The sequence below is a fragment of the Streptacidiphilus sp. PAMC 29251 genome, from assembly GCF_054208735.2.
In genome coordinates this window covers 9248285-9273553 of record NZ_CM135725.2, presented here as the reverse complement: position 1 = coordinate 9273553, position 25269 = coordinate 9248285, and the positions used below count along the sequence as shown (strand labels likewise).

21 protein-coding genes and 2 pseudogenes are annotated in these 25269 nt (G+C 70.9%); 12 read left to right on the top strand and 11 right to left on the bottom strand.

Annotation, left to right across the window (positions count from 1 at the left end; genetic code table 11):
* Nucleotides 1-69 precede the first annotated feature (69 nt).
* The 10 genes from ACXKR8_RS44295 (at nucleotide 70) to ACXKR8_RS44250 (ending at nucleotide 11367) form a co-directional block, all read left to right on the top strand.
* Nucleotides 70-1308 carry a ricin-type beta-trefoil lectin domain protein gene (locus ACXKR8_RS44295; protein ID WP_458270188.1) on the top strand — a complete coding sequence of 413 codons (1239 nt, stop codon included), beginning with the start codon at nucleotides 70-72 and terminating at the stop codon, nucleotides 1306-1308.
* A 96-nt stretch (nucleotides 1309-1404) separates the two neighbouring features.
* Nucleotides 1405-2004 carry an acyltransferase gene (locus ACXKR8_RS44290; RefSeq protein ID WP_458270187.1) on the top strand — a complete coding sequence of 200 codons (600 nt, stop codon included), beginning with the start codon at nucleotides 1405-1407 and terminating at the stop codon, nucleotides 2002-2004.
* 375 nt (nucleotides 2005-2379) lie between these two features.
* Nucleotides 2380-3615 (top strand): hypothetical protein, encoded by a 1236-nt coding sequence (locus tag ACXKR8_RS44285; RefSeq protein WP_458270186.1) that lies wholly within the window; start codon nucleotides 2380-2382, stop codon nucleotides 3613-3615.
* The gene (locus ACXKR8_RS44280) at nucleotides 3612-4397 is read left to right on the top strand and encodes a WecB/TagA/CpsF family glycosyltransferase (RefSeq protein ID WP_458270185.1); all 786 of its coding nucleotides are present in this window, start codon (nucleotides 3612-3614) and stop codon (nucleotides 4395-4397) included. The genes ACXKR8_RS44285 and ACXKR8_RS44280 overlap by 4 nt, the downstream gene beginning before the upstream one ends.
* Nucleotides 4398-4399: 2 nt before the next feature.
* Nucleotides 4400-5656 (top strand): nucleotide sugar dehydrogenase, encoded by a 1257-nt coding sequence (locus ACXKR8_RS44275; RefSeq protein ID WP_458270184.1) that lies wholly within the window; start codon nucleotides 4400-4402, stop codon nucleotides 5654-5656.
* 3 nt (nucleotides 5657-5659) lie between these two features.
* A complete protein-coding gene (wecB, locus tag ACXKR8_RS44270; RefSeq protein WP_458270183.1) occupies nucleotides 5660-6814 on the top strand; it encodes a non-hydrolyzing UDP-N-acetylglucosamine 2-epimerase in 1155 nt (384 codons plus the stop codon).
* A gap of 88 nt (nucleotides 6815-6902) precedes the next feature.
* Nucleotides 6903-7775 (top strand): Wzz/FepE/Etk N-terminal domain-containing protein, encoded by an 873-nt coding sequence (locus tag ACXKR8_RS44265; protein ID WP_458270182.1) that lies wholly within the window; start codon nucleotides 6903-6905, stop codon nucleotides 7773-7775.
* Complete coding sequence (locus ACXKR8_RS44260) at nucleotides 7772-9331, top strand: lipopolysaccharide biosynthesis protein (protein ID WP_458270181.1); 1560 nt, start codon at nucleotides 7772-7774, stop codon at nucleotides 9329-9331. Before ACXKR8_RS44265 ends, ACXKR8_RS44260 begins: the two co-directional genes overlap by 4 nt.
* 104 nt (nucleotides 9332-9435) lie before the next feature.
* Complete coding sequence (locus tag ACXKR8_RS44255; RefSeq protein ID WP_458270180.1) at nucleotides 9436-10512, top strand: hypothetical protein; 1077 nt, start codon at nucleotides 9436-9438, stop codon at nucleotides 10510-10512.
* 45 nt (nucleotides 10513-10557) lie between these two features.
* Nucleotides 10558-11367 (top strand): glycosyltransferase family 2 protein, encoded by an 810-nt coding sequence (locus tag ACXKR8_RS44250; protein ID WP_458270179.1) that lies wholly within the window; start codon nucleotides 10558-10560, stop codon nucleotides 11365-11367.
* A 15-nt stretch (nucleotides 11368-11382) separates the two neighbouring features.
* Here ACXKR8_RS44250 and ACXKR8_RS44245 read toward each other — a convergent pair whose 3' ends face one another.
* The 6 genes and pseudogenes from ACXKR8_RS44245 to ACXKR8_RS44220 form a co-directional block, all read right to left on the bottom strand.
* Nucleotides 11383-11880 (bottom strand): Rossmann-fold NAD(P)-binding domain-containing protein, encoded by a 498-nt coding sequence (locus tag ACXKR8_RS44245; RefSeq protein WP_458270178.1) that lies wholly within the window; start codon nucleotides 11878-11880, stop codon nucleotides 11383-11385.
* The gene (locus ACXKR8_RS44240; protein ID WP_458270177.1) at nucleotides 11877-12311 is read right to left on the bottom strand and encodes an SDR family NAD(P)-dependent oxidoreductase; all 435 of its coding nucleotides are present in this window, start codon (nucleotides 12309-12311) and stop codon (nucleotides 11877-11879) included. Before ACXKR8_RS44240 ends, ACXKR8_RS44245 begins: the two co-directional genes overlap by 4 nt.
* Complete coding sequence (locus ACXKR8_RS44235; protein WP_458270176.1) at nucleotides 12308-12859, bottom strand: carboxymuconolactone decarboxylase family protein; 552 nt, start codon at nucleotides 12857-12859, stop codon at nucleotides 12308-12310. The genes ACXKR8_RS44240 and ACXKR8_RS44235 overlap by 4 nt, the downstream gene beginning before the upstream one ends.
* Nucleotides 12837-13181 (bottom strand): hypothetical protein, encoded by a 345-nt coding sequence (locus ACXKR8_RS44230; protein ID WP_458275239.1) that lies wholly within the window; start codon nucleotides 13179-13181, stop codon nucleotides 12837-12839. Before ACXKR8_RS44230 ends, ACXKR8_RS44235 begins: the two co-directional genes overlap by 23 nt.
* A 70-nt stretch (nucleotides 13182-13251) precedes the next feature.
* Nucleotides 13252-14247, bottom strand: a pseudogene (locus ACXKR8_RS44225) (MmgE/PrpD family protein); the annotation flags it as partial.
* The gene (locus ACXKR8_RS44220) at nucleotides 14244-15677 is read right to left on the bottom strand and encodes an aldehyde dehydrogenase family protein (protein ID WP_458270175.1); all 1434 of its coding nucleotides are present in this window, start codon (nucleotides 15675-15677) and stop codon (nucleotides 14244-14246) included. The gene ACXKR8_RS44220 and the pseudogene ACXKR8_RS44225, both read right to left, overlap by 4 nt.
* A gap of 120 nt (nucleotides 15678-15797) precedes the next feature.
* Here ACXKR8_RS44220 and ACXKR8_RS44215 point away from each other — a divergent pair, with 120 nt between their 5' ends.
* Nucleotides 15798-16673: a helix-turn-helix transcriptional regulator gene (locus ACXKR8_RS44215; protein WP_458270174.1), complete on the top strand. Its 876-nt coding sequence runs from the start codon at nucleotides 15798-15800 to the stop codon at nucleotides 16671-16673.
* Here the strand turns inward: ACXKR8_RS44215 and ACXKR8_RS44210 are convergent.
* From ACXKR8_RS44210 to ACXKR8_RS44200, 3 genes and pseudogenes are all read right to left on the bottom strand, one after another.
* Complete coding sequence (locus tag ACXKR8_RS44210; protein ID WP_462100768.1) at nucleotides 16636-17001, bottom strand: glycosyltransferase family 2 protein; 366 nt, start codon at nucleotides 16999-17001, stop codon at nucleotides 16636-16638. The genes ACXKR8_RS44215 and ACXKR8_RS44210 overlap by 38 nt on opposite strands.
* Before the next feature lie 262 nt (nucleotides 17002-17263).
* Nucleotides 17264-17578 (bottom strand): annotated as a pseudogene (locus ACXKR8_RS44205) (glycosyltransferase); the annotation flags it as partial.
* On the bottom strand, nucleotides 17578-19614 hold the full coding sequence (locus ACXKR8_RS44200) for an O-antigen ligase family protein (protein WP_458270172.1): 2037 nt from the start codon (nucleotides 19612-19614) through the stop codon (nucleotides 17578-17580). The pseudogene ACXKR8_RS44205 and the gene ACXKR8_RS44200, both read right to left, overlap by 1 nt.
* Nucleotides 19615-19715: 101 nt before the next feature.
* On the opposite strand from ACXKR8_RS44200, the gene ACXKR8_RS44195 reads away from it, so the two are divergent.
* Nucleotides 19716-20429, top strand: coding sequence for a hypothetical protein (locus ACXKR8_RS44195; RefSeq protein ID WP_458270171.1), 714 nt, complete (start codon nucleotides 19716-19718; stop codon nucleotides 20427-20429).
* On the opposite strand, the gene ACXKR8_RS44190 is transcribed toward ACXKR8_RS44195, so the two are convergent.
* Both ACXKR8_RS44190 and ACXKR8_RS44185 read right to left on the bottom strand, forming a co-directional pair.
* Nucleotides 20348-21397: a glycosyltransferase family 2 protein gene (locus ACXKR8_RS44190; RefSeq protein ID WP_458270170.1), complete on the bottom strand. Its 1050-nt coding sequence runs from the start codon at nucleotides 21395-21397 to the stop codon at nucleotides 20348-20350. The genes ACXKR8_RS44195 and ACXKR8_RS44190 overlap by 82 nt on opposite strands.
* A gap of 126 nt (nucleotides 21398-21523) precedes the next feature.
* Nucleotides 21524-25189, bottom strand: a complete 3666-nt coding sequence (locus ACXKR8_RS44185) for a DUF4082 domain-containing protein (protein ID WP_458275238.1) — start codon at nucleotides 25187-25189, stop codon at nucleotides 21524-21526.
* Nucleotides 25190-25269: the final 80 nt, after the last annotated feature.

Sequence of the window (25269 nt, the reverse complement as noted above, 5' to 3'; positions counted from 1 at the left end):
GTATTGGTCTGAACCATAGTCATTATCATGTCCATAACAATGGAACGAATCGGTCGGAACCGATCCCGTGTGATCGCCGCTGTGGCGTTAGTGCTGGCGCTGTTCGGCCTCGTGGTCCCGGGACTCACCCAGCAGGCCGGCGCCGCGTCCACCGCGGCTGCCGCCCTGCCGACCTGCCCGTTCTGGAGTGGGGTCATCCCGCCGGACCGGCCGATCTCCCCATGGATTCCCCCGCTGCAGACCGCACCCGCGGTGAACCTCACCCAGCGGCTGCCGGCCCCGGGCGGGGTCACCGGGTCGCTGGTCGGCGGTCAGGTCGCGGTCACCTTCAACCGGGTTCCCGGCGCCCAGTCCTACCGGTTGTGGCGCAACGGCCAGCCCATCGCCTGGCTGTTGGGCTACGACCAGCCGACGATCACCATCACGGACACCGCTCCCTGCCAGAACGCCTACTACTCGGTGATCGCACTGGCCGACCAGAGCGCCACCGACGCGTCGACCGGCCAGCTCTCGGCGCCGTACCAGCTCAACGCCAACGGTGTGGTCGTACCCTGGGTGACCCCGGTCGGCAGCACCATCGACATGAAGGTCACCGCGTACAACGACACCGGGACGACGGCGTCGGGGTACCAGGCGCAACTCGGCGTGTGCGCGGTCGATCCCCGGGTGGTGCCCTGGGGGACGTACTTCAGCGTTCCCGGGTACGGGATCTGCTACTCCGCCGACATCGGGACCTGGATCCAGAACGACACCGTGGACGTCTGGCTGCCGCCGGGGCCCCAGGCGGACAACTGGGGTGTGCAGGAACGGACCGTCACCATCATCGCCGACCCGTTCACGGGCACGCCCCCACCCGGCAACCCGACGCCTACACCTACACCTACGCCCACACCGACGCCCACGCCCACGCCCACACCACCCGCCGGCACCGGCCAGATCACCGGCCTCGGCGGCAAGTGCGTCGACGTGGCCGGGGCGAACAGCGCCAACGGCACCAAGGTCCAGCTCTACAGCTGCAACGGCTCCACCGCCCAGCGGTGGACGGTGGCTGCGGACGGTTCGATCAGGGCACTCGGCAAGTGCCTGGACCTCACCTCAGCCGGTACGACCAATGGGACCAGGGCGCAGCTGTACGACTGCAATGGCACCGGCGCGCAGAAGTGGCAGAAGGGCAACGGCAGCACCCTGGTGAACCCTGCGTCGGGCAAGTGCCTCGACGTGGTGGACAAGTCCACGGCCAATGGCGCCCAGCTGCAGATCTGGACCTGCGCGGGCGGCACCAACCAGCAGTTCACCCTGCCCGGCTGACCACCCCCGGCTTTGGTCCGGGGGGTGTCTGTGGACCGGTCGGGGGCTCTATGCTCGGGCTCCCTATCGCTTGCCCTGCGGAAAGGCGCCAGCTCAGTGAGTGTCAGGATTCAACCCTCCGCCCAGGTCGACGAGACAGCCGAACTGGGCGAGGGGACCGCCATCTGGGATCTGGCCCAGATCCGGGAGCAGGCCAGGCTCGGCAGCAACTGCGTCGTCGGCCGCGGGGCCTACGTCGGGCCCGGGGTGCGGATCGGCGACAACTGCAAACTGCAGAACTATGCACTGGTGTACGAACCGGCGGTGCTGGGTGACGGTGTGTTCATCGGACCGGCGGTGGTGTTCACCAATGACTACTTCCCTCGCGCGGTCACTCCCGAAGGCAGGCTCAAGACCGGGCACGACTGGGAGGCGGTCGGGGTGGTGGTGGCCGAAGGGGCGTCTGTGGGAGCGCGTTCGGTGTGTGTCGCGCCGGTACGCGTGGGGCGCTGGGCGCTGGTCGCGGCGGGCGCCGTGGTGACCCGGGACGTACCGGACTTCGCGCTGGTGGCAGGGGTTCCGGCACGAAGGATCGGTTGGGTGGGCCGGGCCGGGGCCAAGCTGGTGGAACGGTCCGGCGAGCCGGGTGTGTGGGAGTGTCCCAGCACCGGCGCGCTGCACGACGAGAAGGACGGCGAGCTGGTCGAGCGGGACTGACGATCAGTCAAACGATCAATAGGCGGCAATTCCGCAAAACGTCAGTCAGCGGACATCCGTGGCCTTACGGTATGTGTGTACGCTTCGTGCCGGGGACGGCTTCGGGGCCGTATGCAGGGGGATGCGGTGGGGGCACCGGCAGGCGAGAGGTCGAAGCGAGGATCCGCTTCGACGGATGACGCCTGTTCGGGTACGCCCGGTCCGCGCGACAGTTCAGAGAACCGACCCGAGGGGGGTGGGTGTGCCGAAGCCACGTTGCTTTGACGTGCACAGCTTGCAGAACACGAGGGCCGAGGCGCCCGTGCCGACGATCGCGGCGGCGACCGCAACCGCCGTCACGGCGGCGACCGTGGCAGCGCCCGTGAGGGGGGTCCGATGACCAGCAGTCGTCTGCGTGCCCTGGCCGAGGCGGACCCGGCGCTGCACGCCCTGGCCGAGCGGCTGCTCGGCCTGGCCGAGGCCGGGCTGCCCGCGATGTACCTGCCCGAGGACGACACCTTCGTCTTCACCCGCGCCCGGAACGCCGACGGCGTGCTGGAGCAGCGCGGGACCAGCACCCGCTACGCGGCCATCACCGTGCTGGGCGCCAGGCTGCTGCCGCCGGACCGGCAGCGGGCCGTGCTCGGTGGGCACACCGCCGAGGAGTTCACCGGCCTGCTGGTGCAGCGGCTGCCCGAGGTGGTGAACCTCGGGGACGCGGCGCTGATCGCCTGGGCCGCCGCCGAGACCGGCCACCCCAAGCTCTCGGACGCCCTGGACCGGGTCGCCGCGCTGGACGCGGACGGCAAACCCCGTTACACGGTGGAGGCGGCCTGGGTGCTCTCGGCCCTGGCCGCGGCCCGTGGCAGCCTGGACGTCGAGGACCGCTTCGCCGCAGCCCGGGACCGGCTGCTGGCGGCCCGGATCGACGGCAGCCCGCTGTTCCCGCACGCCACCGGGCCCGGGCTGGTGCCCTGGTACCGCTCGCACATCGGCTGCTTCGCCGACCAGACCTACCCCCTGCAGGCGCTGGCCCGTGCGCATGCCAGCGGCGACCGGGCCGGCGCGGCCGCCGGTTCCGGCGATCCGGAGGCACTGGCCGCAGCCGAGGCCTGCGCGCAGCGGATCTGCGCGCTGCAGGGCGACGGCGGGCAGTGGTGGTGGCACTACGACGCGCGCAAGGGCACGGTCGTGGAGGGTTACCCGGTCTACAGCGTGCACCAGCACGCGATGGCGCCGACCGCCCTGTTCGACGTCACCGACGCCGGCGGCAGCGACTTCGGCCCGGCGATCCGGCGCGGGCTGCGCTGGATGACCGAGGTGCCGGAACTCGCCGCCGCAGCCGCCGCAACCGCCAAGCCCGCCCTGCCCGCCGAGTCCGCCGCGCCCGGTACGCCCGGCGCGCCGGAGCCGATGGTGCTGGACCAGCTGGGGGTGACCTGGCGCAAGGTCTACCGCGGCGATCCGAAGAAGGCGGTCAGGGCCGCCCGCGGGGTGACCACCCGGGTGGCGCCGGCGCTGCGGCTCTCGCCGCTGGACCGGGTGTTCCGCCCGGCCGCGGTGGACCGGGAGTGCCGTCCGTACGAGTTCGGCTGGATGCTGCACGCCTGGCTCGGCGGGGAGCCGACATGACCGTGCCGACGACACCCAGGCAGACCCTGTACGGCGTCGAGCTGGACGCGCTGACCATGGACCAGACCGTGCGGCGCTGCCTGGACGCGGTGCGGGACGGCGAGCAGCTGGAGATCGGCGTGGTGAACGCCGCCAAGCTGGTCAATATGCGCCGCGACCCCGAGCTGGCCCGCGCGGTGACCGGCTGCGACCTGGTGCTCGCGGACGGCCAGGCCGTGGTCTGGGCCGCCCGGGTGCTGCGGCGCCCGCTGCCGGAGCGGGTGGCCGGCATCGACCTGTTCACCCGGCTGCTGGCCGAGGCCGAGGCGACCGGCCTCACCGTCTACTTCCTCGGCGCCAAGCAGCCGGTGCTGGAACTGATGCTGCTGCACCTCGGCGACCGGTTCCCGAAACTCAAGGTGGCTGGGAGCAGGAACGGCTACTTCGAGGACGCACGGCAGGGCGACGTCGCCGACGCCATCGCCGACAGCGGGGCGCAGCTGCTGTTCCTCGGGATGACCTCGCCCAAGAAGGAGATCTTCACCGCGGGGTACGGCGCCCGTACCGGGGTCAAGGTGGTGCACGGGGTCGGCGGTTCCTTCGACATCCTGGCGGGCGTGACCAAGCGGGCGCCGGTGTTCTGGCAGCGCGTCGGCCTGGAGTGGCTGTACCGGGCGCTGCAGGAGCCGCGGCGGCTGGGCCGCCGCTATCTGACCACCAATGTGCTGTTCCTGCTGATGACCGCCCGCGAGCTGGTGCACCGTACGCCGCCTGCCGATACCCGTTCCACTACCAGGAGGTAGAGATGCGCGTCGTCGTCGTCGGACAGGGATATGTGGGGCTGCCGCTGGCCGTTCGCGCCGCGGAGGTCGGGCACGAGGTGATCGGCTACGACGTGGACGCCCCGCGGGTGAAGAGCCTCGCCGCCGGGGAGTCCTATGTCGAGGACGTCTCGGCCGAGCGGCTGCAGGCCGTGCTGGCCGACGGCAGCTACCGGGCCAGCGAGCTGGCCAGGGACTGCGGCGGCTTCGACGTGGCCGTGGTGACCGTGCCGACCCCGCTGCGCGAGGGCGTTCCCGACCTCACCTACATCGAGGAGTCGGCCCGTACCCTGGCCCGGTTCCTGCGGCCGGGCGCGACCGTGGTGCTGGAGTCGACCACCTACCCGGGCACCACCCAGGAGCTGTTCGGGCCGCTGCTGGAGAGCGGTTCGGGCTTGGCCGCGGGGCAGGACTTCCACCTCGGCTACAGCCCGGAGCGGATCGACCCGGGCAACCCGGTCTGGGGCTTCCAGCAGACCCCGAAGGTGGTCTCCGGCATCGACGCGGCCTCGCTGGCGGCGGTGCGGGGCTTCTACGACCAGCTGGTGGACACCACCGTCCCGGTCGACTCGCCCAAGGAGGCCGAGCTGGCCAAGCTGCTCGAGAACACCTTCCGGCATGTCAACATCGCCCTGGTCAACGAGATAGCGATGTTCGCCCGGCACCTCGACATCGACGTCTGGCAGGCCATCGACGCGGCCTCCAGCAAGCCCTTCGGCTTCATGAAGTTCACGCCGGGGCCCGGCGTCGGCGGCCACTGCCTGCCGATCGACCCCTCGTACCTGTCCTGGCGGGTGCAGCGCGAGCTGGGGCAGAACTTCCGCTTCGTCGAGCTGGCCAACGACATCAACAACCACATGCCGGAGTACGTGACCCGGCGGCTGATCGACGCCTTCAACACCCGCCGCCGCTCGGTGAACGGCTCCCGGGTGCTGCTGCTCGGCCTGGCCTACAAGAAGAACACCGGCGACGCCCGGGAGTCGCCGGCGCTGCGGGTCTCGCAACTGCTGCTGGACATGGGCGCCGAGGTCAGGGCGGCCGACCCGCATGTGGTGGAGAGCCACCAGGTGGACGCCCGGCTGGTCCGGGTCGAGCTGACCGAGGAGGAGGTGGCCGCCGCCGACGTGGTGGTGCTGCTCACCGACCACGACTCCTACGACTACGACCTGGTGACCGAGCACGCCTCCTTCGTGCTGGACTGCCGGCACCGGCTCTCCGGGCCGAATGTGGAGGTGCTCTGAGCCGTGGGAACAGCGATGAGGATCATCTGCGTCGCGGGCGCGCGACCCAACTACATGAAGATCAAGCCGGTGATGGACGCCCTGGAGCGCGGGGGCGCCGAGGTGGTGCTGGTCCACACCGGGCAGCACTACGACGAGTCCATGAACGAGGTGTTCTTCCGCGACCTCGGCATCCGGCCCCCGGACCGCTTCCTCGGGGTCGGCTCCGGCAGCCACGCCCAGCAGACCGGCCGGGTGATGGCGGCCTTCGAGCCGCTGCTGGACGAGGTCGCCCCGGACGCGGTGGTGGTGGTCGGGGACATCAACTCCACCCTGGCCTGCGCCCTGGTCACCGCGAAGGCCGGGCCGCTGCTGGCCCATGTCGAGGCCGGGCTGCGCAGCCGGGACTGGGGCATGCCGGAGGAGGTCAACCGGGTCGCCACCGACCGGGTCAGCGACTACCTGCTGGCCAGCTCCCCGGACGCGGCCGACAACCTGCGCGCGGAGGGCTACCGCGAGGACCAGATCCACCTGGTCGGCAATGTCATGATCGACACCCTGTTCAGCAATCTGGAGCGGGCCCGGCAGTCGGACGTGCTGGAGCGCTACGGGCTCAGCCGGGGCGGCTACGGCCTGGTGACGCTGCACCGGCCGGCCAATGTGGACGATCCGGCGATCCTGACCGGGCTGCTCAAGGCCCTGGGCGAGATCGCCGACCGCTGCCCGCTGCTGCTGCCGGTGCACCCGCGCGCGGCCGGCCGGCTGGCCGAGCTGGGCGTCCCCGGCGGCGTCCGGCTGGTGCCCCCGGCCGGGTACCTGGACTTCATCGCGCTGCAGGACTCGGCCCGGGTGGTGCTCACCGACTCCGGCGGGATCCAGGAGGAGACCACGGCGCTGGGCGTGCCGTGTGTGACACTTCGGGACAACACCGAGCGCCCGATCACCGTCGAGCAGGGCACCAATGTGCTGGCGGGACGGGATCCGGAGCGGATCGTGGCCACCGTGCACCGGGTGCTGGACGACCCGCCCGCGCCGCGCCGCCCCGAACTGTGGGACGGTCACGCGAGCGACCGGATCGCCGAGGTGCTGCTCAACGGCGGCGGCGCGGGGTCGCGGCTGCGTCCGACCGATCTGCACAGCCAGCTGCCGATCCAGGGAGGAGAAACGGTATTCAGCTGATCACCATGCGCCATATGCTTGATCGTCGCACTTTTGTTTGAGTCTGATCCAGGGTCAGTCAGGGTTCTGGGCAGTGAGGGGGCACACCATGGATCTCGCCGAGATCTTTCGGGTCATGCGCAGGCGCTGGTACGTGCTGCTTCCCGGCCTGCTGGTCACCGCGGCGCTGGTGGTCGCGGTGCTGGTGGTCGTCCCGACCAAGTACCAGTCGCAGAGCACGGTCGAGCTGCTGAACTCGCAGAAGGCGACGGAGGCCTTCAACGGCAACCCCTTCCTCAGCACCCAGACCTCGCTCACCGGCATGGCCGACAACCTGGCCCGCAACCTCAACTCCGACGCCGCGATCGCCGACCTCAAGGCGCAGGGCTTCACCGGCACCTATGTGGCCATGATCGCCGACAACGCCCAGGGGCCGCTGCTGTGGCTCACCGCCACCGGCACCGACCAGGCCGGCGTGCTGCACTCGGACACCCTGCTCACGGCGTACGCGGCGCAGCGGCTGCAGCAGTTCCAGGCGCAGCAGTCGGTCTCCCCCAACGCGATGATCCAGATGACCACCATCGTGCCGCCGCAGAACCCGGTGGCCCAGGTCAAGACCAAGATCGAGTACCTGATCATGGCCGGCCTGCTCGGCATCGTGGCCAGCCTGGTGGGCGCCTTCTACGTGGAGGCCAAGCGGCGTCCGCAGGCGGCCCCGCGTGAGGTCGACGAGGAACTGGCCCCGGTGGACCCCCGGGGCGACGAGGACGACGGGGACGACTCCGACGAGGACGAGAACGACGGCGACCGGGGTGAGCATCGGGGTGAGCACGGCCGGGACGAGTTCCACGGCCCCGCGCCCCGGCAGCGCCAGGACGAGGAGGTCGAGCAGCCGACGGTCCAGCTGTCGCTGCTGCAGCTCCAGGACCGCCATAAGCAGAAGAGCTCGGCCGACACCCAAGAGCCCTGGTTCGCTCCGTGACCCTCGCCGCGGACCCGCCGATCGGCCAGGACCAGGAGCCGCCGCCTCCTGGTCCTGAAAGGCCCGGGCCCGCCCCGGCCTCGCTGGGGACGCAGGTCCGCTCCGCCGCCCGGTGGAGCCTGATCAACACCATGGTGATGCGGCTGGGCAACTTCGTCACCGGGATCATCCTGGCCCGATATGTGCTCGACCCGGCCACCTGGGGTGTGTACGGGATCGCCCAGACCGTGCTGCTGGTCCTGCTGTCGGCGAACGAGCTCGGGGTCGGCCTGGCCATCATCCGCTGGGACGGCGACGTCCGGCGGTTCGCGCCGACCGTGCTGACCCTCAGCACCATCTCCAGCAGCCTGCTCTACCTGGTGCTGTTCGTGGCGGCGCCGACCCTGGGCGGGATGCTCGGCTCGCCGCAGGCCTCCGGGGTGCTCCGGGTGATGTGCTTCTGCCTGATCCTGGACGGGATCTCCCAGGTGCCCGCCGGCTTCCTCACCCGTGAGTTCGCCCAGCGCCAACGCATGGTCATCGACGCGCTCAACTTCGTGCTGAGCACCGGGGTGACGCTGGTGCTGGCCTTCGCCGGGATGGGCGCGATGGCCTTCGCCTGGGGCGCGGTGGCCGGGAACGTGGCCGCTCTGATCGGCTTCGGGGTGGCGGCGCCCGCCATGCTGAAGTTCGGCTGGGATCCGGCCCAGGCCCGCGCGCTGCTGCGGTTCGGGCTGCCGCTGGCCGGCGCCAGCCTGCTGGCGCTGGGCGTGCTCAATGTGGACACCCTGGTGGTCGGCTCGACGCTGGGCAATGTGTCGCTGGGCTTCTACGTACTGGCCTTCAACATGTCCGGCTGGCCGGTGCGGATCATCTCCGAGGCGGCCCGCCGGGTCTCCTTCGCCGGCTTCTCCCGGCTGGCCGAGTCCCCCGAGGCGCTGGCCAGGGGGTTCAGCCGGGCCCTGGGCGTACTGGTCACCGGCACGGTGCCGCTGTGCGTGCTGCTGGCCGTGCTGGCCGGTCCTGTGGTCGAGCTGGTCTACGGGGACAAGTGGTCGCCGGCCGCGGCGGCGCTGCCCTGGCTGATGGTGCTCGGCCTGGCCCGGATCGGCTGTGAGCTGGCCTACGACTGCCTGGTGGCGATCGGCCGCCGAAGACTGCTGATCATGGTGCAGGGGCTGTGGCTGGTCGCGCTGATCCCGGTTCTCGTCGTCGCCGCCCGGGTGCACGGTATCGTCGGTGTCTCCGAGGGCCACGTGCTGGTCGCCTGCGGTCTGGTGGTGCCGGTGTTCGTGCTGGCGCTGCGGCGCAGCGGAATCGGGATGGGCTCGATAGTCCGGGCCTGCTCCTGGCCGTTCCTGGGCGGGGCGCTGATGGCGCTGACCATCCTGCTGCTGGAACGGATCATCGGCCACGGGCTGCCGGCGCTGATGGCCCTCGGCACGGCGGGCATGCTGGTCTACACCCTGTGCGTGTGGCCCAGCCTGGGCTTTCTGCGCGGCACCCGAGCGCCCGCCCGAGCGCCCACCCGCGCCAGGCACACCGCCAAGCACGGCGGAAGGCACCGCAAGTCCTGACAGCCCCGACAGCCCCATAGCCCCGATAGCCCCGATAGCCCCGTAAGCCCCTACCAGAGCGCAAGGGTTGGCCGATGTTAAGAGCACGAGGAAGGGTCCTGGTCGTGGGGACCCTGCTGGCGATCGTACTTGCGGCCGTGGCCATCTCCCTCTCCCACCGCGGGGGCGACAGTGGAGCCGGGCACACCGTCGCGGGGCGGACCGACGCGTCCGGCTCCCCCGCGGTGCCGTCGGCCGGTGCCGCGCCGTCGCCGGGCGGCAGCACCGCCTCCCCCGCGATCGGCCAGCCGACGTCGATCCGCTCGCCCGCCGCGCCGACCAGCCACCGTGCCGCGGCTGGCGGCTCGGGCGGCTCCGGCTCCGGTGACGCCACCGGGGCGATCAAGACCGGCGGCTTCCCCAACGCCGGCAACACCGGTCCCCGGATCACCCTCAAGCCGCACAACACCGGGGCGCTGAGCATCAACACCAACGGGACGGTGATCAGCGGCTGGGACATCACCGGTTCGCTGGACATCTACGCCAACAACGTCACCATCATCGACAGCCGGGTCACCTCCAACAACTGGTGGGGCATCAACCTGCGCCCCGGGTTCAGCGGTCTGCGGATCCTGCACACCACCATCACCGGGCTGCCCGGCAAGGGCCCCGACAACGGCGGCGAGGACTACGCGGTGTCCAACATGGGCGGCAGTTCGGTCGAGGTCGGCTGGACCAACATCTCCGAGTTCGGCAACATGCTGTCGATGGGCCAGGGCAATCTGCACGACAACTACCTGCACGACGTCTCCGAGTTCATCAACCAGAGCGGCGGCTGGCAGCACGCCGACGCGATCATCAGCGACGGCGGCAACTCCGGCAGTCTGATCATCCGTCACAACACCCTGCTGAACCAGGTCGGCGTGGACCACGGGGCCAGCGGCAGCGTCGGCCTGTTCGCCGACACCGGGAACGTCGCCAACGCCGTGGTGGACGGCAACTGGATCGCCGGCGGCTCCTACGCCCTGTACGGGGGCGGCGCGGGCGCGACCGGGATCAAGGTCACCAACAACATCTTCTCGACCCAGTTCCACCCCAACTGCGGGGAGTACGGCGCGGTCGCGGCCTGGAACGCGGGCGGCGCCGGCAATGTCTGGAGCAACAACAAGATGTCCGACGGCCGCGTGGTCACCCCGAGCTAGTCCTGAACCCTCCTGAACAGTCCTGAACCCTCCTGAAAGGCAGTCATGCGTCGGATCGCCCGGGCCCCCTGGGAGCTGCTGAAGCTGGTCTTCGGCTGGCTGGTCCTCTTCGAGGCCAGGAACAAGGTGCTGCTCGCGCCCTCCGCGGTCCGGCTGCGCCGCTTCGAGGACGCCGAGGTGCGCCGGGCCGCCGCGGTCACCGCGCAGGCCCCCACGGCGCTGGTCGCCACCGTCATCGCCACCTACCGCCGCCCGGAGGCCCTGCTGGCCGCCGTCCGCTCGGCGCTGGCGCAGACCGTGACCGACCAGGTGGTGATCGTGGTGGACGACGGTGCCGGGCTCCCGTCGGCGGCCGAACTCCCGGACGATCCACGGCTGTTCACGGTCTCGCTGTCCCGCAACATCGGCATGGCCGGCATCGTCCGCAACACCGGGATCCGGCTGACCCGATCCCGCTATGTCGCCTTCCTCGACGACGACAACCTCTGGGAGCCGGACCATCTGGAGCAGGCGCTGGCGGTGCTGACCGCGCCCGGCGGCCCGGACGGCGTCTACACCGCGCTGCGCCGGATCCGGGCCGACGGGACCCAGCAGGACCTCCTCTCCGTCCCCTTCAGCCGGCGCCGCTCGGCCCGCGAGTCCTTCCTGGACACCAACGCCTTTGTCGCCCGCCGCACCCGGTCGCTGCACTTCAGCCGACTGCGGCGGCCCCCGGAGGTGCTGCCGCGCGAGGACTGGGAGCTGATCCGCCGCTACAGCCGCACCCACCGGGTCGAGCACCTGCCGTCACCGACGGTTCGCTATCTGATGAACCCGACCAGCTACTACACCGCCTGGGACCAGGCCCGGCCGTGAGCGGCTCCGCCTCCCTCAGGGACCGAAGCTGACTCCGGCCAGCGCTTCGGACATGTCCCAGAGCCGGACCGAGTCAGCCTGGTTCAGCGCCGACTTGTACATGGCCAGCTCGGTCGGCGCGCCGGACAACTGACCGAAGCCGTCCGGTCCGTAGAGGCGGCCGCCCTGCGCCTGCGGGCTGCTGACCGCGTACAGGGCGGGGAGCAGACCGGCGTCGACGGTCTGCACGAAGACTCCCCAACGGGAGAGCCGCTTGAAGAGCGGCTCCCAGGGGGCGGGGCGCTTGCGTCCCATATTGGGACCGGAGCCGAGCAGGTTGGTCATCGTCGCGCCGGGGTGGGCGACATTGCTGACGATCCCCCAGGAGCCGGCTCGACTGCGCCGGTCGAGTTCCAGGCCGAACATCAGGTTGGCCAGCTTGGAGAGCCCGTACGAGCGTGACGCCGAGTAGTTCCGCTCGCCCTGCAGGTCCGCCCAGTCGATTCGGGCGGAGCGGGCGACACTGCTGGTCATGGTGGTGACCTGGCCCGGCCGGCCTGCAGCAGCGGCAGGATCCGTGCGGTCAGCGCCAGATGGCCTATGTGGTTGGTGCCGAACTGCAGCTCGAGACCGTCGGCCGTGAGGTGCCGGGTGGGCGGCCACATCAGGCCCGCGTTGTTGACCAGGATGTTGATCGGCCGGCCCTCGGCGGTGAGCTTGTCCGCGAGCGCCTCCACGGAGTCCAGGGACGCCAGGTCGAGTTCGCGGAGGGTGACCATGGCGTCGGGCGCGGCGAGGCGAATGCGGGCGAGCGCGGCCTCGCCCCTGGCGGGGTTGCGGACCGGCAGGACGAGGTCGGCGCCCGCCTTGGCCAAGCGCTCGGCCAGGCCCAGGCCTATGCCACCGCTCGCGCCGGTCACGACGGCGAGCTTTCCGGCCAGATCGGGTACGGAGACGTCCTTCAAGGTGATTCAAATCCTTCCACGGATTCTTGGGCGTACATACGACTGAGGTCGACGTCGAGGACGGTGCAGAGGCGGCTCAGGGTCCAGTAGTAACCGCACAGGTGCAGGAGTTCGACGATCTCGCGCGCGGAGAGGAACTCCCGCGCCGCGGCGAAGACCGGGTCGGACACCCGGGGCTGCCCGGCGACTTCGGCGGCGAACTGGACGACGGCACGGTCGTGCGCCGACAGGGCCGGGTTCGCGTAGTCACGGTCATGGATGATCCGGCGGAGTTCCTCGTCCACCCCGGCCCGCTCGGACAGCGGCAGGTGTTGGGCGAGGACGAACTCGCACTCGACCGCCTCGGCCAGCGCCAGGATGGCCAGTTCGCGTGTGCGGACCGGGAGTTGCAGCGAGGTGTAGAGGGCCTGGGCCAGGGAGAGGAAGGGCTGAACCGTGGTCGGTGAGTGGGTCAGCATGGTGAACAGGGTGTCGGGCGGGAACGCGGCCACAAAGGCGGCGACGTCCTCGGGGACGGTCTCGGGGTCAGGGGCTTGCAGGCGCGCCATCGCTGTCTCCCAGCGGGTCGGGTGGGGCGGACAGAAGGCCCATCAGGGCAGTGAGGTCGCCGAGTTGGTCGAGTGTGTCGACCTGCTCGGCGACCTCCCGGGCTCGCGCCGGGCTGATGACGCCCTCGCAGTTGTCGAGGAACTTGGTCCGGATGTCGCTGTCGCGGCTGTCCGGGTGGTCCGGGTGTCCGCGCGCGCCGCCCTGGGTGCGGGACAGCACGCGGCCGTCCCGGAGGGTGATGTCGATCCGGCAGCTCAGCAGCGCGGGCAGGTCGGGGGCGAACACCCTCGGGTAGGGCTCCACCAGGTCGACCACCGACAGCAGGTCGGGATCGGTCCACAGCGCCGGGTCCAGGTACTCCTCGGGCCGGTTCCTGCCCCCTGACCAGCCTCAGCGCGATGCTGAAGGCCGTGCTGAACTGCGCGGACACGGTGTCGGTGGGGCGGGTGATCGCCGCCCCGTGACCGATGGCGATCTCCGGGAGCCCGAGCTTGATCCCGGTGATCTCGCGCCACCGCGGGTCATGGTGCTCCTGCAGGTGGCGGACGGCTTCGATGGCCGGTGCGGCGGACCCGATGGTGGGGTAGAGCCGGAAGACCGTGTCGACGATGTGCAGGTGCTCCCAGGCCCGGTCGATGGCGGCGAGGTCCAGGGTGCCGGGGAGCAGCCGGAACACCCCGCGTTCCCCTTCCATGACCGCGCCGGGCCCGGTCAGGCCGTCCTTGGCGAGCAGGGCGGCCTGGGAGCCGCTGCGGGCGGCGGCTCCGGAGTGCATCCGCTTGACCTCGCCGCCGCTCAGTTCGTACTCCATGGTCCCGGAGGCGTCGCTGCCCGCGATCCCGAGCGCGTGGGTGAGCTGCTCGGCGGTGAGGCCGAGCAGCCGGCCTGCCGCGGCGGCGGCGCCGAAGGTCCCCAGGATCTTGGAGGCGTGCCAGCCGGCGCCGACCAGGTCGGTCACGGTGGTGGCGCCCAGCAGCGACATCACCTGCGCCCCGGCGACCACGGCCGCGAGCACCTCCCGGCCGGAGGCGCCGGTCGCCTCACCGAAGGCGAGCGCGGTGGGGACCACGGCGGAGCCGATGTGCGCCGCGAACATGTGCACATCGTCGAACTCGATGCCGGCGGCCAGGGTTCCCTGGACGAATGCGGCGTACGGGGCGACCGTCCGGGCGCCGGAGAGCAGCAGGGTGCTCTCCGGCGCGGCCTTCATCGCCGCCACCAGGCGCCGCTCGGGCTGGACGTGGGGCAGGGTGGTGCCGCGGATCTGCAGCCCCAGCTGGTCCAGGACCAGGAGTTTCGCCACCTCGACCGCGCGCGGGGGGAGCCGGTCGTGGTCCAGGTCCACCGCCCAGTGCGCCAACCGGGACGCCAGGGTGCTCCCGCTCATCGCTGGATCGCCTTGGTCTCCAGGAACTCCTCGATCCCGAAGCGGCCCATCTCGCGACCATTGCCGGACTGCTTGTAGCCGCCGAAGGGGGCGAGCAGGTTCATCTGCGGGCTGTTGATGTCGACCTGGCCGGTGCGCAGCCGCTTGGCGACGGCCAGGGCGTGTCCGGGCTCGCCGAAGACGGCGCCGTTGAGGCCGTAGTCCGTGCTGTTGGCGATCTCCACGGCCTGGTCCTCGTCGGTGTAGGGGATGACGACCAGGACCGGGCCGAAGATCTCCTCACGGGCGATGACCGAGCCAGGGTCGACGTCGGCGAAGATCGTGGGCCGGACGAAGGCGCCGGTGGTCAGCCCCTCGGGCCGGCCGGGGCCGCCGACCACCAGGGTGGCGCCGTCGTCGATCCCGCGCTCGATGTACCCGGCCACCCGCTCGCGCTGCGCCTCGGAGGCCAGCGGGCCGAGCCGGATGCTCTCGTTCGCAGGGTCACCGACGGTGTACTCGGCGGCCTCCTCGCGGAGCAGGTCGACGACCTGGTCGTGCAGCTCGGCGGGGACCAGCATCCGGCTGTAGGCGCCGCAGACCTGGCCGCTGTTGGTCCAGGCACTGGCCAGGCCGCGGCTGACCGCCTCCTTGAGGTCGGCGTCGGGCAGGACGATGTTCGCGGACTTGCCGCCCAGCTCCAGGGCGACCCGCTTGACGGTCCCGGCCGCCGTGGCCGCGACCTGCTTGCCGGCCCGGGTGGAGCCGGTGAAGGAGACCATGTCGACGCCCGGGTGCGCGCTGATCGCCGCGCCCACCACCGGACCGGTGCCGTGGACCACGTTGAAGACGCCCGCGGGCAGCCCGGCCGCCGCGGTGGCCTCGGCCAGGATCCGCGCGGTGAGCGGCGCCACCTCGGAGGGCTTGAGGACCACGGTGTTCCCGGCCAGCAGCGCCGGAATGACCTTGGTGACGACCTGCTGCAGCGGGAAGTTCCACGGGGTGATCGCGCCGACCACGCCGACCGGCTCGCGCAGGACCAGGGAGTTGGCGATCTCCTCGCTCCAGTGGAACTCGGCCGCGGCCGCGGCGCTGGCCTCGATGGACATCAGCGGCAGACCGGCCTGGCCCATCCGGGCAAAGCTGATCGGCGCGCCCATCTCGGCGCTGACGGTGGTGGCGATCTCCTCGGCGCGGGCCTGGAGCCCGGCGGCGATGCCCCGGACCAGGGCGATCCGCTCGGCCGGGGCGGTGGCCGACCAGGCCGGGAAGGCCCGGGTGGCGGCGGCGACCGCGCGGTCCACGTCCTCGGCGCTGCCGTCGGGGACGGTGGCGAGCAGGGCTCCGGTGGCCGGGTCGACCACCTCGATCACCGGGCCGTCGAAGGCAACGGCCGCGCCGTCGATCCAGTGGGCGGGGGCAGGGAAGCTGAGTGCGCTCTTGGTAGTCATGCGATCCAGCGTCGCCGCAGGCAAAAGCCGCAACCAGGGACGGAGTGTCCCTGGCTGAGCCGCGCCGGTCCGGTGAGACTTACCGTAGAAGGAGCCCTGACGAACGAGAGGAGCCGGCGCATGGACCGCGGCGAGCTTGCCGACTTCCTCCGCACCCGGCGCGAGCTGCTGCAGCCCGAGGACGTGGGCCTGCCCCGCACCCGGCGCCGGCGTACCGGCGGGCTGCGGCGCGAGGAGGTCGCCGTGCTGAGCAGCATGTCCACCGACTACTACAGCCGGATCGAGCAGCAGCGCGGCCCGCGGCCCTCCGAGCAGATGCTCGCCGCCATCGCCCAGGGGCTGCGGCTGTCCCTCGACGAGCGCGACCACCTGTTCCGGCTGGCGGGCTACGCCACTCCCCGGCGGGTCTCCCGCACCGACCACATCAACCCGGGCATGCTGCGGATCTTCCAGCGGATGGACGACTCCCCCGCGCAGATCATCAACCAGCTCGGGGAGACCATCGCGCAGAACCGGCTCTCGGTGCTCCTGGTCGGCGATCAGACCCGCTACACCGGGCTGGCCCGCTCACTGGCCTACCGCTGGTTCACCGACCCCGCCGAACGGACGCTCTTCCCCGCCGAGGACCATCCGCAGCACGGCCGCACCATCAGCGCGCACCTGCTCGCCACGCACACCCGCGACAGCACCGAACCGCGTACGAAAGCGCTGGTCAAGGCGCTGCTCAGCAGCGGCGACGAGTTCGTGGCGATCTGGGGCGAGCACCCGGTCGTGGGCCCCTACTGCGCGCCCAAGCGGATCGAGCACCCCCGGATAGGGCCGCTGGAGCTGCACGGGCAGAGCCTGGTCGACCCTGACCAGTCGCAGATACTGACGGTCTTCACCGCGAGCCCCGGCAGCGAGAGCCAGGAGAAGCTCGAGTTCCTCTCGGTCCTCGGCGACCAGCTCGACCCGGACCTCACGGCCCCGGAGTCGCCCGCAGCGCGGCCGAGTTGAGCAGCGCGGCGGCCGCGGCCCGGTTGGGGGCGCGGCCGAGCAGGGCCCGGGAGGACTCGCGGAGCAGGACCGCGGCGCGGAAGGCGGCGGAGGCGGCGCGCCCGTTGCGGAGCCGGAACAGCCGCACCCGGTTGAGCACCAGCAGGGTCCACAGCCGGGGCGAGACCCGGGAGTCGCCGCCGAGGTGGAACGCCTCGGCGGTGGGCTGGAGCTGGGTGGCGTAGCCCTGGTCGCCCGCGCGCAGGCAGTACTCGGTCTCCTCGGAGTAGAGGAAGAAGGACTCGTCCCAGGGGCCGCAGGCGTCCAGGCAGGTGGCGGACAGCGCCATCAGCGCCCCGGTGGCCCAGTCCGCCCTGGTCTGCTGGGCGTAGGCGGCGGGGTCGGTGACCAGTTCGCTCAGCCGCGGGAAGCGGCCGGCCCGGCGGTTGCCGATGACCGCCTCCCCCAGCGCCCGGCTGACGCTGGATTCGCGGCGCAGTGAGGGCAGCGGGGCCGGGTTTTCCGTCCTCGAAGAGCAGCGGGACGCTGATCCCGACCGTGGAGCCGTCCGCCAGCGGTGTGTCCAGGGCCTGGACCAGCACCTCGGCGCAGCCGGGGCGCATCCGGATGTCAGGGTTGCAGACCAGTGCGGCCGAATAGCCGCCGTCCCACTCCGCCGCCGCGCCGAGCGCGGCGTTGATCGCGGCCGCGTAACCGGCGTTGCGGCCGGTCTGGACGATGACGGTCTCCGGGGCCAGTCCGCGGGTCACCGCGACGGTGTCGTCGGCGGAGTCGTTGTCGGCGATCACCAGCCGCCAGGGCAGGGCGCCCATGGCCGCCGGCAGCGAGGCGATGAAGTCGGGGATCACCGCGGCGCTGTTCCAGGTGACGACCAGGACGGCGACGGGCGCGCTCTGCAGGTTCATCAGGACTCCACCAGTTGGGGTTCGCGTGCGACGGAGAGCTCCGCGGCACGCGGAGCGGACGAGGGTGGCGCGGCCGCCTCGGCGGCCTCAGCGGCCTCGCGGCGGATGAAGCCGAGGTAGCTGCCCCCGGCTCCGAGCACCAGGAAGAACATCCCGGCGAACATCGCGAAGCCGAGGGCGTCGAAGGTGGCGCTGATGACCAGGGCCACCATCGCGGAGGCGAAGAACGCCTGGCCGAGCTCCCGGTCGGACTCGGTGCGGGCCAGCCGGCGGATCGCGCCGCCGTGGTGGATCCCGGTGCCGAACAGGACCAGCAGCGCGAGCACTCCCAGGCTGCCCATCTCGGCCATGGTCAGCATGTACTGGTTGTCGGTGAAGAAGTACAGGTCCGGCATGAAGGTGCCGAAGCCGCGTCCGAACAGCGGGCGGTCGACGATGTAGGGGACGATCTCGGCGTACTTCACGGTGCGGGCCTGGGTGCTGCTGTCGGTGTTGGACAGGAAGCTGGAGAACAGCGTGGTGATGGTGCCGATCAGGCCGGGGATGAGCACCTTGAAGCCGGCCAGCGAGCCCAGCAGCAGCCCGATCGCGGCCCAGCGCCGGGTCGGCTTCCAGCGCGGCAGCATCACCAGGGCGACGATCGCCGCGCCGATGATGCTGGTCCTGGAGACGGTCAGCGGCAGCGCCCCGGCCATCGCCGCGACCGGGCCCCAGCGCCGGATCAGGCTGGCGTGCCTGCGGACCGGGTCCAGCGCCTGGTGGATCGCGAAGGGCACCAGGATGGCGAGCATGCCGCCGAACTCCAGCGGCTGCGCGGTGGTGGAGCGGGGGCGGGTGAACGAGCCGCGGGCCATCGCCGAGATCCCGGAGACGCTGGAGTGCAGCCCGGGGATGCTGATGGAGTCGGCGATGTTGCTGGCCGAGAAGAAGTCGTAGTAGCCCAGCAGGGCGACCACGGTGCCCATCACCACCATCCGGCGCATCAGCACGTCCAGCCGCTCCCGGGTCTGGATCCCGGCGGTGACCAGCACCACCAGCGACACCCAGACCATGAAGCCGATCAGACCCCGGTCCGCCGCGAGCACCTCGGTGTGCGAGCTGTTGCGGGTGGCGTCGGCGATGTAGGAGAGCAGGACCGCCGCGCCCAGCAGGCACATCGCCAGCCGCGCGGTCCTGGTCCCGGGCGGGGCGACGATCCGGTCGCAGAGCCAGTTGGCGACGTACCAGAGCAGCGCCAGCAGGGCGAACACATTGGCCGGGGTGCCCACCCCGCCGAGCGCGGGCAGGGCCAGGTCGGAGGGGATGAAGAAGGCCAGCGCCATGTAGACGGTGAGGATCGCGGTGGCGTCCCGCGGCTTGCCGAAGAAGCCGCGCTGGGCCCGCTTGAGCGGCCAGGGGTTGATCCTGGCCCCGAAGAAGGGCCGGCGGCGGCGGGCCAGCATCAGGCTCTCGAACACGAAGCAGAGCATGAATCCGCCGGTGATCCCGACCACGACCACGCCGACGACGTCCTGGATCTTGGTCTTGGACTGCGACACCGGGGTCTGCGGCAGCACCACGGGCGTCGTCTGCACCAGGTAGGCCGGTGCGATGTCGGCCGCCGTCTGCAGTGCCTTGAGCTGGTCCCCGGCGAAGGTGGTGAAGGTGTTGGTCTCCTTGAGCACCTTGGCCCGGTCGTGCCCGGTGACGGTCAGCGTCAGCAGCGGCCCGGAGGTGTTCGCGGCGAAGTCCACCGTGTAGACGTCGGTGACGCCGAGGCCCTGCAGGTTCTTCGCCGCGTCGCTCGACTCCAGGGTCCTGATCAGCACGTCCGCGGTCACCACCAGCGAGCCGCCGGCGTTGGAGATCGGGTTGCCGTAGGTGGGGGCGAGCTTGGCGACGGCGGTGGAGTCCAGCAGCGCGACCGAGCTCTCCGACTGGTAGGACAGCGGCACGGTGCGGAACAGGTAGGCGCCCGCGACCAGGCTGAGCACGGTGATCGGCAGCATGAAGTACCAGCGCCTGCGCAGGACGGCGATGATCTCACTCAGGCTCACGCGTACTCCCCCGGTTTCGATGTACCTGACCGCTCCCCCTGGAACCCCGGGCCAGCATAGGCTGCGACCAGGCCGTACCGGTACCGAGGGAAGGAAGCCCAGTGTCGCCTGCCGAACTGGTCCGCGCACTGCTCCGACGCTGGTACGTGCTGGCGGTCGCACTGCTGCTGACCATGGCCGGCTGCTACCACGTGCTGCGGCCCACCCAGCTCTATCTCAGCTCGGCGGTGGTGGTGCTGAAGCCGCCGGTCACCGGCAACCAGCCGAACCAGTTCGCCAATCTGCAGCCGACCCTGGCCGCGGTCTCCTACGCGGTGCTCCAGCAGCTGGAATCCCCGGCCGGGGAGCAGGAGTTGGCGGCCGCGGGGGTGCACGGGACGTACCACCTGGTGCCGCGCAACAGCGGCACCAGCGCCACCCCGCACTATCTGATCCCCACCGTCCAGGTGCAGTCGGAGCTGACCGACCCGGACGCGGCGAACAGCACCGTGCAGCGGATCATCACCCTCTACACCGCGCATGTGCAGGCGCTGCAGACGGACCACCGGATCGCCAACGCGTCGATGATGAGCGTGGACGTGCTGGTGCCGCCCAGCGCCCTCGCCGTGCACGGCACCAAGAGCCGCGGGCTGGCCGGCACCCTGCTGCTGGGCGGGGCGGGCGGGGTGCTGGCGGCGCTGTGGACCGACCGGCTGCTGCTCGGCCGGCAGCGGAAGCGCGAGTTGACGGAACATCAGATGCCGCGCCGGTCCCAGGACTTCCACCAGAACCACTCCCTGGCCCGCTCCACCACCGCGGAGAGCACCAGCGGCTGAAGGTAGGGCATGGTCCTGGCGCCGATCCGCTGCCGCAGCCGCAGCGCCCGGTACTCCGGCAGCGCCCGGAAGCCCTCAGGGAGGCAGTCCTCGGCGAAGGCCAGCAGTTCCTCCACCGGGACCAGCCCGGTGCGGCCCCGGTCGTAGGCCCGGTAGGCGCGGCGCAGCGCGAAGCGGGCCAGCTTGGTGTGCACCGCGGTCGACAGCTGCTCGGCCCGGGGCAGCCGGTCGCCGCACTTGGCGAGCACCGACTCGAAGGCGATCCGGCGCTGCCGCAGGTCGTCCAGCTGGCCGCCGAAGTCGGTGGTGGACATGTTGTTGCCGTGCACCCGGTAGAACGCCTGGTCGGCGCCCTGGATGTAGCCGACGTCGGCGTGCGCGGCCAGCCGCATCCACATCTCGATGTCGCCGGCGTGCGGCAGCGCGGGGTCGTAGCCGCCGACGGTGCGCTGCAGGCTGGTCCTGACCACCACCTCGGGCGAGGTGATGCAGCCGGTGGCCTCGCCGAAGCGCCGTTCCAGCCACCACTGGCCCGGGTAGACCACGGAGCCGGTGCTGCTGGTGCGGGCGGCGGGCAGCGGGCCGCCGTGCTGGAACCGCAGCGGCCGTCCGTAGGCGAAGCCGACCTCGGGGTGCGCGTCCAGCAGCGCGGCGGCGCGCACCAGCGCGCCGGGGACCAGCCGGTCGTCGGCCGAGAGCAGCGCGACATAGTCGGTGTCGGCCCACTCCAGCAGGCCCTCGTTGTAGGTGGCGATGTGCCCCTGGTTGGTCTCGTGCACCCGGACCTCGATCCGGGGGTCGCCGGCGGCCAGTTTACGGGCCACCTCGGCCGAGTCGTCGGGTGAGGCGTCGTCGATGATCAGCACCCTCACGTCCAGGCCCGGCTGTTCGTCCAGGACGCTGCGGACGCAGTCCTCCAGGAAGTGGCCGTACTTGTAGCAGGGGATCACGACGCTGAGGGTGCTCATCGGTGTGTGGAGCCAATCCCCGGTCGGCCCGCGGGGGAGGCGGCCCGGTGCTGCCGGGCCGCCTCCCCCTGGACCGCACCGGTGGGTGCGGGTGGAAACCGGATGGTGCGGGTGGTGCTGGCGGTGTCAGTCCCGGCGGACCGGGGTCCACACCGAGGTCGGCCTGACCAGCGGACCGAGGTCCGCGGGGCTGGTCGGCTTCAGGTTGGAGCTGCTGGTCAGGGTCCAGGTGTGGGCCTTGACCGCGTGGCCGCGGGTGTCCTTGGCCGTGATGGTGATCTTGTACTTGGCCCCGTAGGGCATCGGGGCGGACAGTCGGAACGTCGCCTTGTGGGTGCGCTTGTCGTAGGAGATGACGGCCGGGACCGGCGCTCCCGCACCCGACTCGCTGCTGACGTGGCCCACCAGGGTGGTGACCGTCGCCTTGACCGTGAGCGGGTTGGTGTTGCTCGGCAGCGTCACCGTCAGCGGGCGGGCCTCGGCGAGCGACTGCTTGGCGGTCGCCCCCTCGGTCAGCGGCTGCGACTGCGGGGAGGGCGCGGTCGTGGTGATGATCGGAGCGACCCAGTAGTTCGCCGAACCGGACGAGCCGGTCGGGAAGGCGGAGGTGGACCCGTACGCGTACAGGCCGTTGGATCCGCCGCTCCCGTCAGCGGGTGCGGTCAGCGGGTAGGACTGGTGCGCCCCGCCGAAGTAGCCGCCGTCGACGGCGTAGTTGCCGTTCGGCGCGTGGTACGAGGCCACATAGGAGGTACCGGCGGTGATCGCCACCGGGGTGCTGAAGGTGAGCGTCTGCCACCCGCTGGCGCTCTCGCCGCTGAAGGTGCCGGTGGCGAGCAGCGTGCCACTGGACGACCAGAGGTTGCCGGAGTGCGTCCCGGTGTTGCCGGTGCCCTTGTAGAAGGTGACTCCGGAGACCCAGCCGTCCACGGCCGACTGGAACCTGACGCCGAGTTCCAGCGAGTTGGCGTCGGCGGTCACGTCGGGCGTGCTCGGCACGGTGGTGCCGGGCCACAGGGTGCACGGGCAGGTGACCGCCGGCGGGGTCGCGCTGGTGGTGAACGACCAGGTGGTCGGTGCCGCCATCGCGTTGCCCCACAGGTCGGACGTCTGGATCGACGCCGTGTAGGTGCTGTTCAGCGCCAGTTCGGTGGACGGCGTGAAGGTGGCCGTCTTGCCGATGCTGACCACCGTGCTGCCGGGCACCGTGACGCCGTTGGCGTCCTTGAGGGTGAAGGTCAGCGTGGTGCTGTCGATGCCCTCGTTGAAGGTCGCCGACACCGGCGCGGTGATCGCGACACCGGTGGCGCCGGCCGCCGGGGTCTTGGTGGTCACCGACGGCGGGGTGGTACTGGCCGCCGAGGTGTCCAGGACCGCGTCCACCCAGTAGTTGCTGCCCGAGGACTGCGAGGACGGGAAGCCGCCGCCCGAACCGTAGTGGTAGACGCCGTTGCCGCCGTCGGTCCCGGACTGCAGCGCCGTCAGCGGGGCCAGCCCCGCGGCGCTGTTGGTGAAGTAGCCGCCGTCGTAGGAGTAGCCGCCGTTGGGGGCGTAGTACGAGGCGACATAGGTGGTGTTGGCCTTGATCGGCACCGGCGAGTCGAAGTTCAGCTGCTGCCAGCCGGACGCGGTCTCATTGCTGAAGGTGCCGGTCGCGAGCAGGGTGCCGGTGCTGCTCCACAGGCTCCCGGTGTGGGTGCCGGTGTTGGCCGCCGACTTGTAGAAGCGGACGCCGGTGATGGAACCGGGCACGCTGCTGCGGATCTTGACGCCCAGTTCGATCTGGCTGCCGTCACCGCCGTTGATGGTGCCGGGCACGGTCGAGGCCGCCCAGACCGAGCAGGGGCACTGCTGGCCGCCGACGGTGACCGGGATCGAGGTGACCGCGCCGATGTTGACGCTGTCGTCCACGGCCCTGACCTTGATGGACGCCGGACCCGTGGTGGTCGGGGTCCAGTTGTAGGTCCAGGAGTTCAGGCCGGTGGCGGCGTTCCAGGTGGTGCCGCCGTCGGTGGAGACCTCCACCCGGGCCACCACGCCGCCGCCGGTGTCGGCCGCGGTGCCGCTGATGGTGATCTGGTGCGCGGCGGCGAGGGTGGCGTTGGCGGCGGGGCTGCTGACGGTGACCGTCGGCCCGGTGGTGTCGGTGGAGGCCGTCGCGGCAACCAGACCCGACTGCAGGGTCTTCGGCTGGATGCCCATGTCGGCGATGATGTTGACGGTCGCCTGCTGCATCCGCTTGTCCACGGTGACCACGGCGTCGGCCGGGTCACTGGTCGGGACGTTGGTCAGGCCCCAGGACCACTGCACCGTGCCGGAGCCGAAGACCAGGGCGTGCGAGGTCGGGTCCCGGAACTCGACCAGGCTGTGGGTCGCGGTGCCGGAGCCGTAGATGTTGCCGTAGTCCATCCGGTAGAGGCCGTCGGGGACGGTCACCGTGGTGGACGACAGGTCGATCTCACCGGTGGGTCTGGTGCTGTTGGCGAGGTCGCTGTCCCACTCGTAGCCGAGCGTCCCGGTCGGGAAGGTCGCGGTCTGACTCGATGTCAGGTTGGCGATGGTGGTGTTGCGCCAGATCCGGTTCTTGCCGAAGGAGCCGGGCACGGTGATCGCGTCGGCGCGGTAGCCGTTGATCTGGAACAGCGATCCGGTGAGGATGTTCTGCGGTTGGAACACCCCGGTCTTGGCCTGGCTGCCCGGGTCCAGGAAGGCCCCGGTCCAGGCGCTGCTCGGGTCGGGTATGCCGTCCGGGGCCGGGAGTTCGAGCTTGGTCTCCTTGTAGCTGGCCATGGTCCGGTTGGCGGTGTTGGTGCCGTCGATGCTCGGCGCCAGCCTGGTCTCCCAGGAGACCTCGTTGCCGCTGAAGAAGGACTCGTTCACCCCGGCCTGTCTGGCCACCAGCGCGTTGTGGAACTGGTCCGAGGTCCAGTACTCGTCATGGCCCGAGGACATGAACATCTTGTGGTTGAGCAGGTCGGAGCCCCTGGTCGAGGTATCCACCCCGGACAGATAGCTGACGTCGTACCCGTTCTGTTCCAGCCAGGAGATCATCTCGAACTCGGAGCCGTAGACGCCGTTGTCCCCGCCGATGTCCAGCGGGCGGTTGTAGCTGACCTGGTAGGCGCGCCCGTCCGGAGCCGGTCCGGCGCCCTGGTAGAGGCTCTGGCCGCCCCACATGTTGTAGGCCTGCCAGGTCTCGTCGTCGGTCTGCACCACGATGTCGGAGTGGCTGCCGTCGTCGCGGACCACGAACGGGTAGGGCATCACGCCGTTGCCGTCGGTCTGGTCGAAGTTCGCGATGTACAGGCCGGAGACGGCGTCGCTCGGCACGGTCCAGCTCGCGGTGACCGGCCAGCTGCCGCAGTCCACCAGTCCGGTGGTGTTGCTGGCGCAGTTCAGCGGCTTGCCGTCCGGGACACCGTCGTTGACGACGGTGTCGATCGGGCTGCCGGCCGTGCCGTTCTTGGTGAAGTTGGCCGGGTAGGTCGCGGAGGCCTGGGCCGAGGTCGACATCTCCCGCCCGCCGTCACCGCCGTAGTAGCCGAGCCGGTAGATCTCGACGTGGTACGGGGTCGGCGACTGGATCTTGAACTGGACGGTGTCGCCCGCCTGGACGCTCTCCTGGGTCGAGAAGCCCTGGACATTGCCGTAGGCGTTGGGTGAGAACCAGTCCGACATCGGCGAGCCGGCCTTGGAGTTCTCGCAGACGATGGGGTTGCTGCCGGTCCCGCAGGGGTCGGCGGAGGCCGTGGAGGCCCAGGTCATCGGGAGTACCGCTGTCAACAAAGCCACCACCAGGGCGAAGAATCCGCCCTGCAGGAGTCTGTTCCGTCTGTGCATTTTCTCTATACCTCTCACATGGTGCGACGCCG

What these genes read in the sequence shown, in the direction of transcription:
- ACXKR8_RS44215 (WP_458270174.1), top strand. Translation starts at nt 15,798, where the DNA reads ATGGACCGCGGCGAGCTTGCCGACTTCCTCCGCACCCGGCGCGAGCTG.
- ACXKR8_RS44245 (WP_458270178.1), bottom strand. Translation starts at nt 11,880, where the DNA reads ATGACCAGCAGTGTCGCCCGCTCCGCCCGAATCGACTGGGCGGACCTG.
- ACXKR8_RS44190 (WP_458270170.1), bottom strand. Translation starts at nt 21,397, where the DNA reads ATGAGCACCCTCAGCGTCGTGATCCCCTGCTACAAGTACGGCCACTTC.
- ACXKR8_RS44265 (WP_458270182.1), top strand. Translation starts at nt 6,903, where the DNA reads ATGGATCTCGCCGAGATCTTTCGGGTCATGCGCAGGCGCTGGTACGTG.
- ACXKR8_RS44275 (WP_458270184.1), top strand. Translation starts at nt 4,400, where the DNA reads ATGCGCGTCGTCGTCGTCGGACAGGGATATGTGGGGCTGCCGCTGGCC.
- ACXKR8_RS44280 (WP_458270185.1), top strand. Translation starts at nt 3,612, where the DNA reads ATGACCGTGCCGACGACACCCAGGCAGACCCTGTACGGCGTCGAGCTG.
- ACXKR8_RS44220 (WP_458270175.1), bottom strand. Translation starts at nt 15,677, where the DNA reads ATGACTACCAAGAGCGCACTCAGCTTCCCTGCCCCCGCCCACTGGATC.
- ACXKR8_RS44285 (WP_458270186.1), top strand. Translation starts at nt 2,380, where the DNA reads ATGACCAGCAGTCGTCTGCGTGCCCTGGCCGAGGCGGACCCGGCGCTG.
- ACXKR8_RS44210 (WP_462100768.1), bottom strand. Translation starts at nt 17,001, where the DNA reads ATGGCGCTGTCCGCCACCTGCCTGGACGCCTGCGGCCCCTGGGACGAG.
- ACXKR8_RS44235 (WP_458270176.1), bottom strand. Translation starts at nt 12,859, where the DNA reads ATGGCGCGCCTGCAAGCCCCTGACCCCGAGACCGTCCCCGAGGACGTC.
- ACXKR8_RS44250 (WP_458270179.1), top strand. Translation starts at nt 10,558, where the DNA reads ATGCGTCGGATCGCCCGGGCCCCCTGGGAGCTGCTGAAGCTGGTCTTC.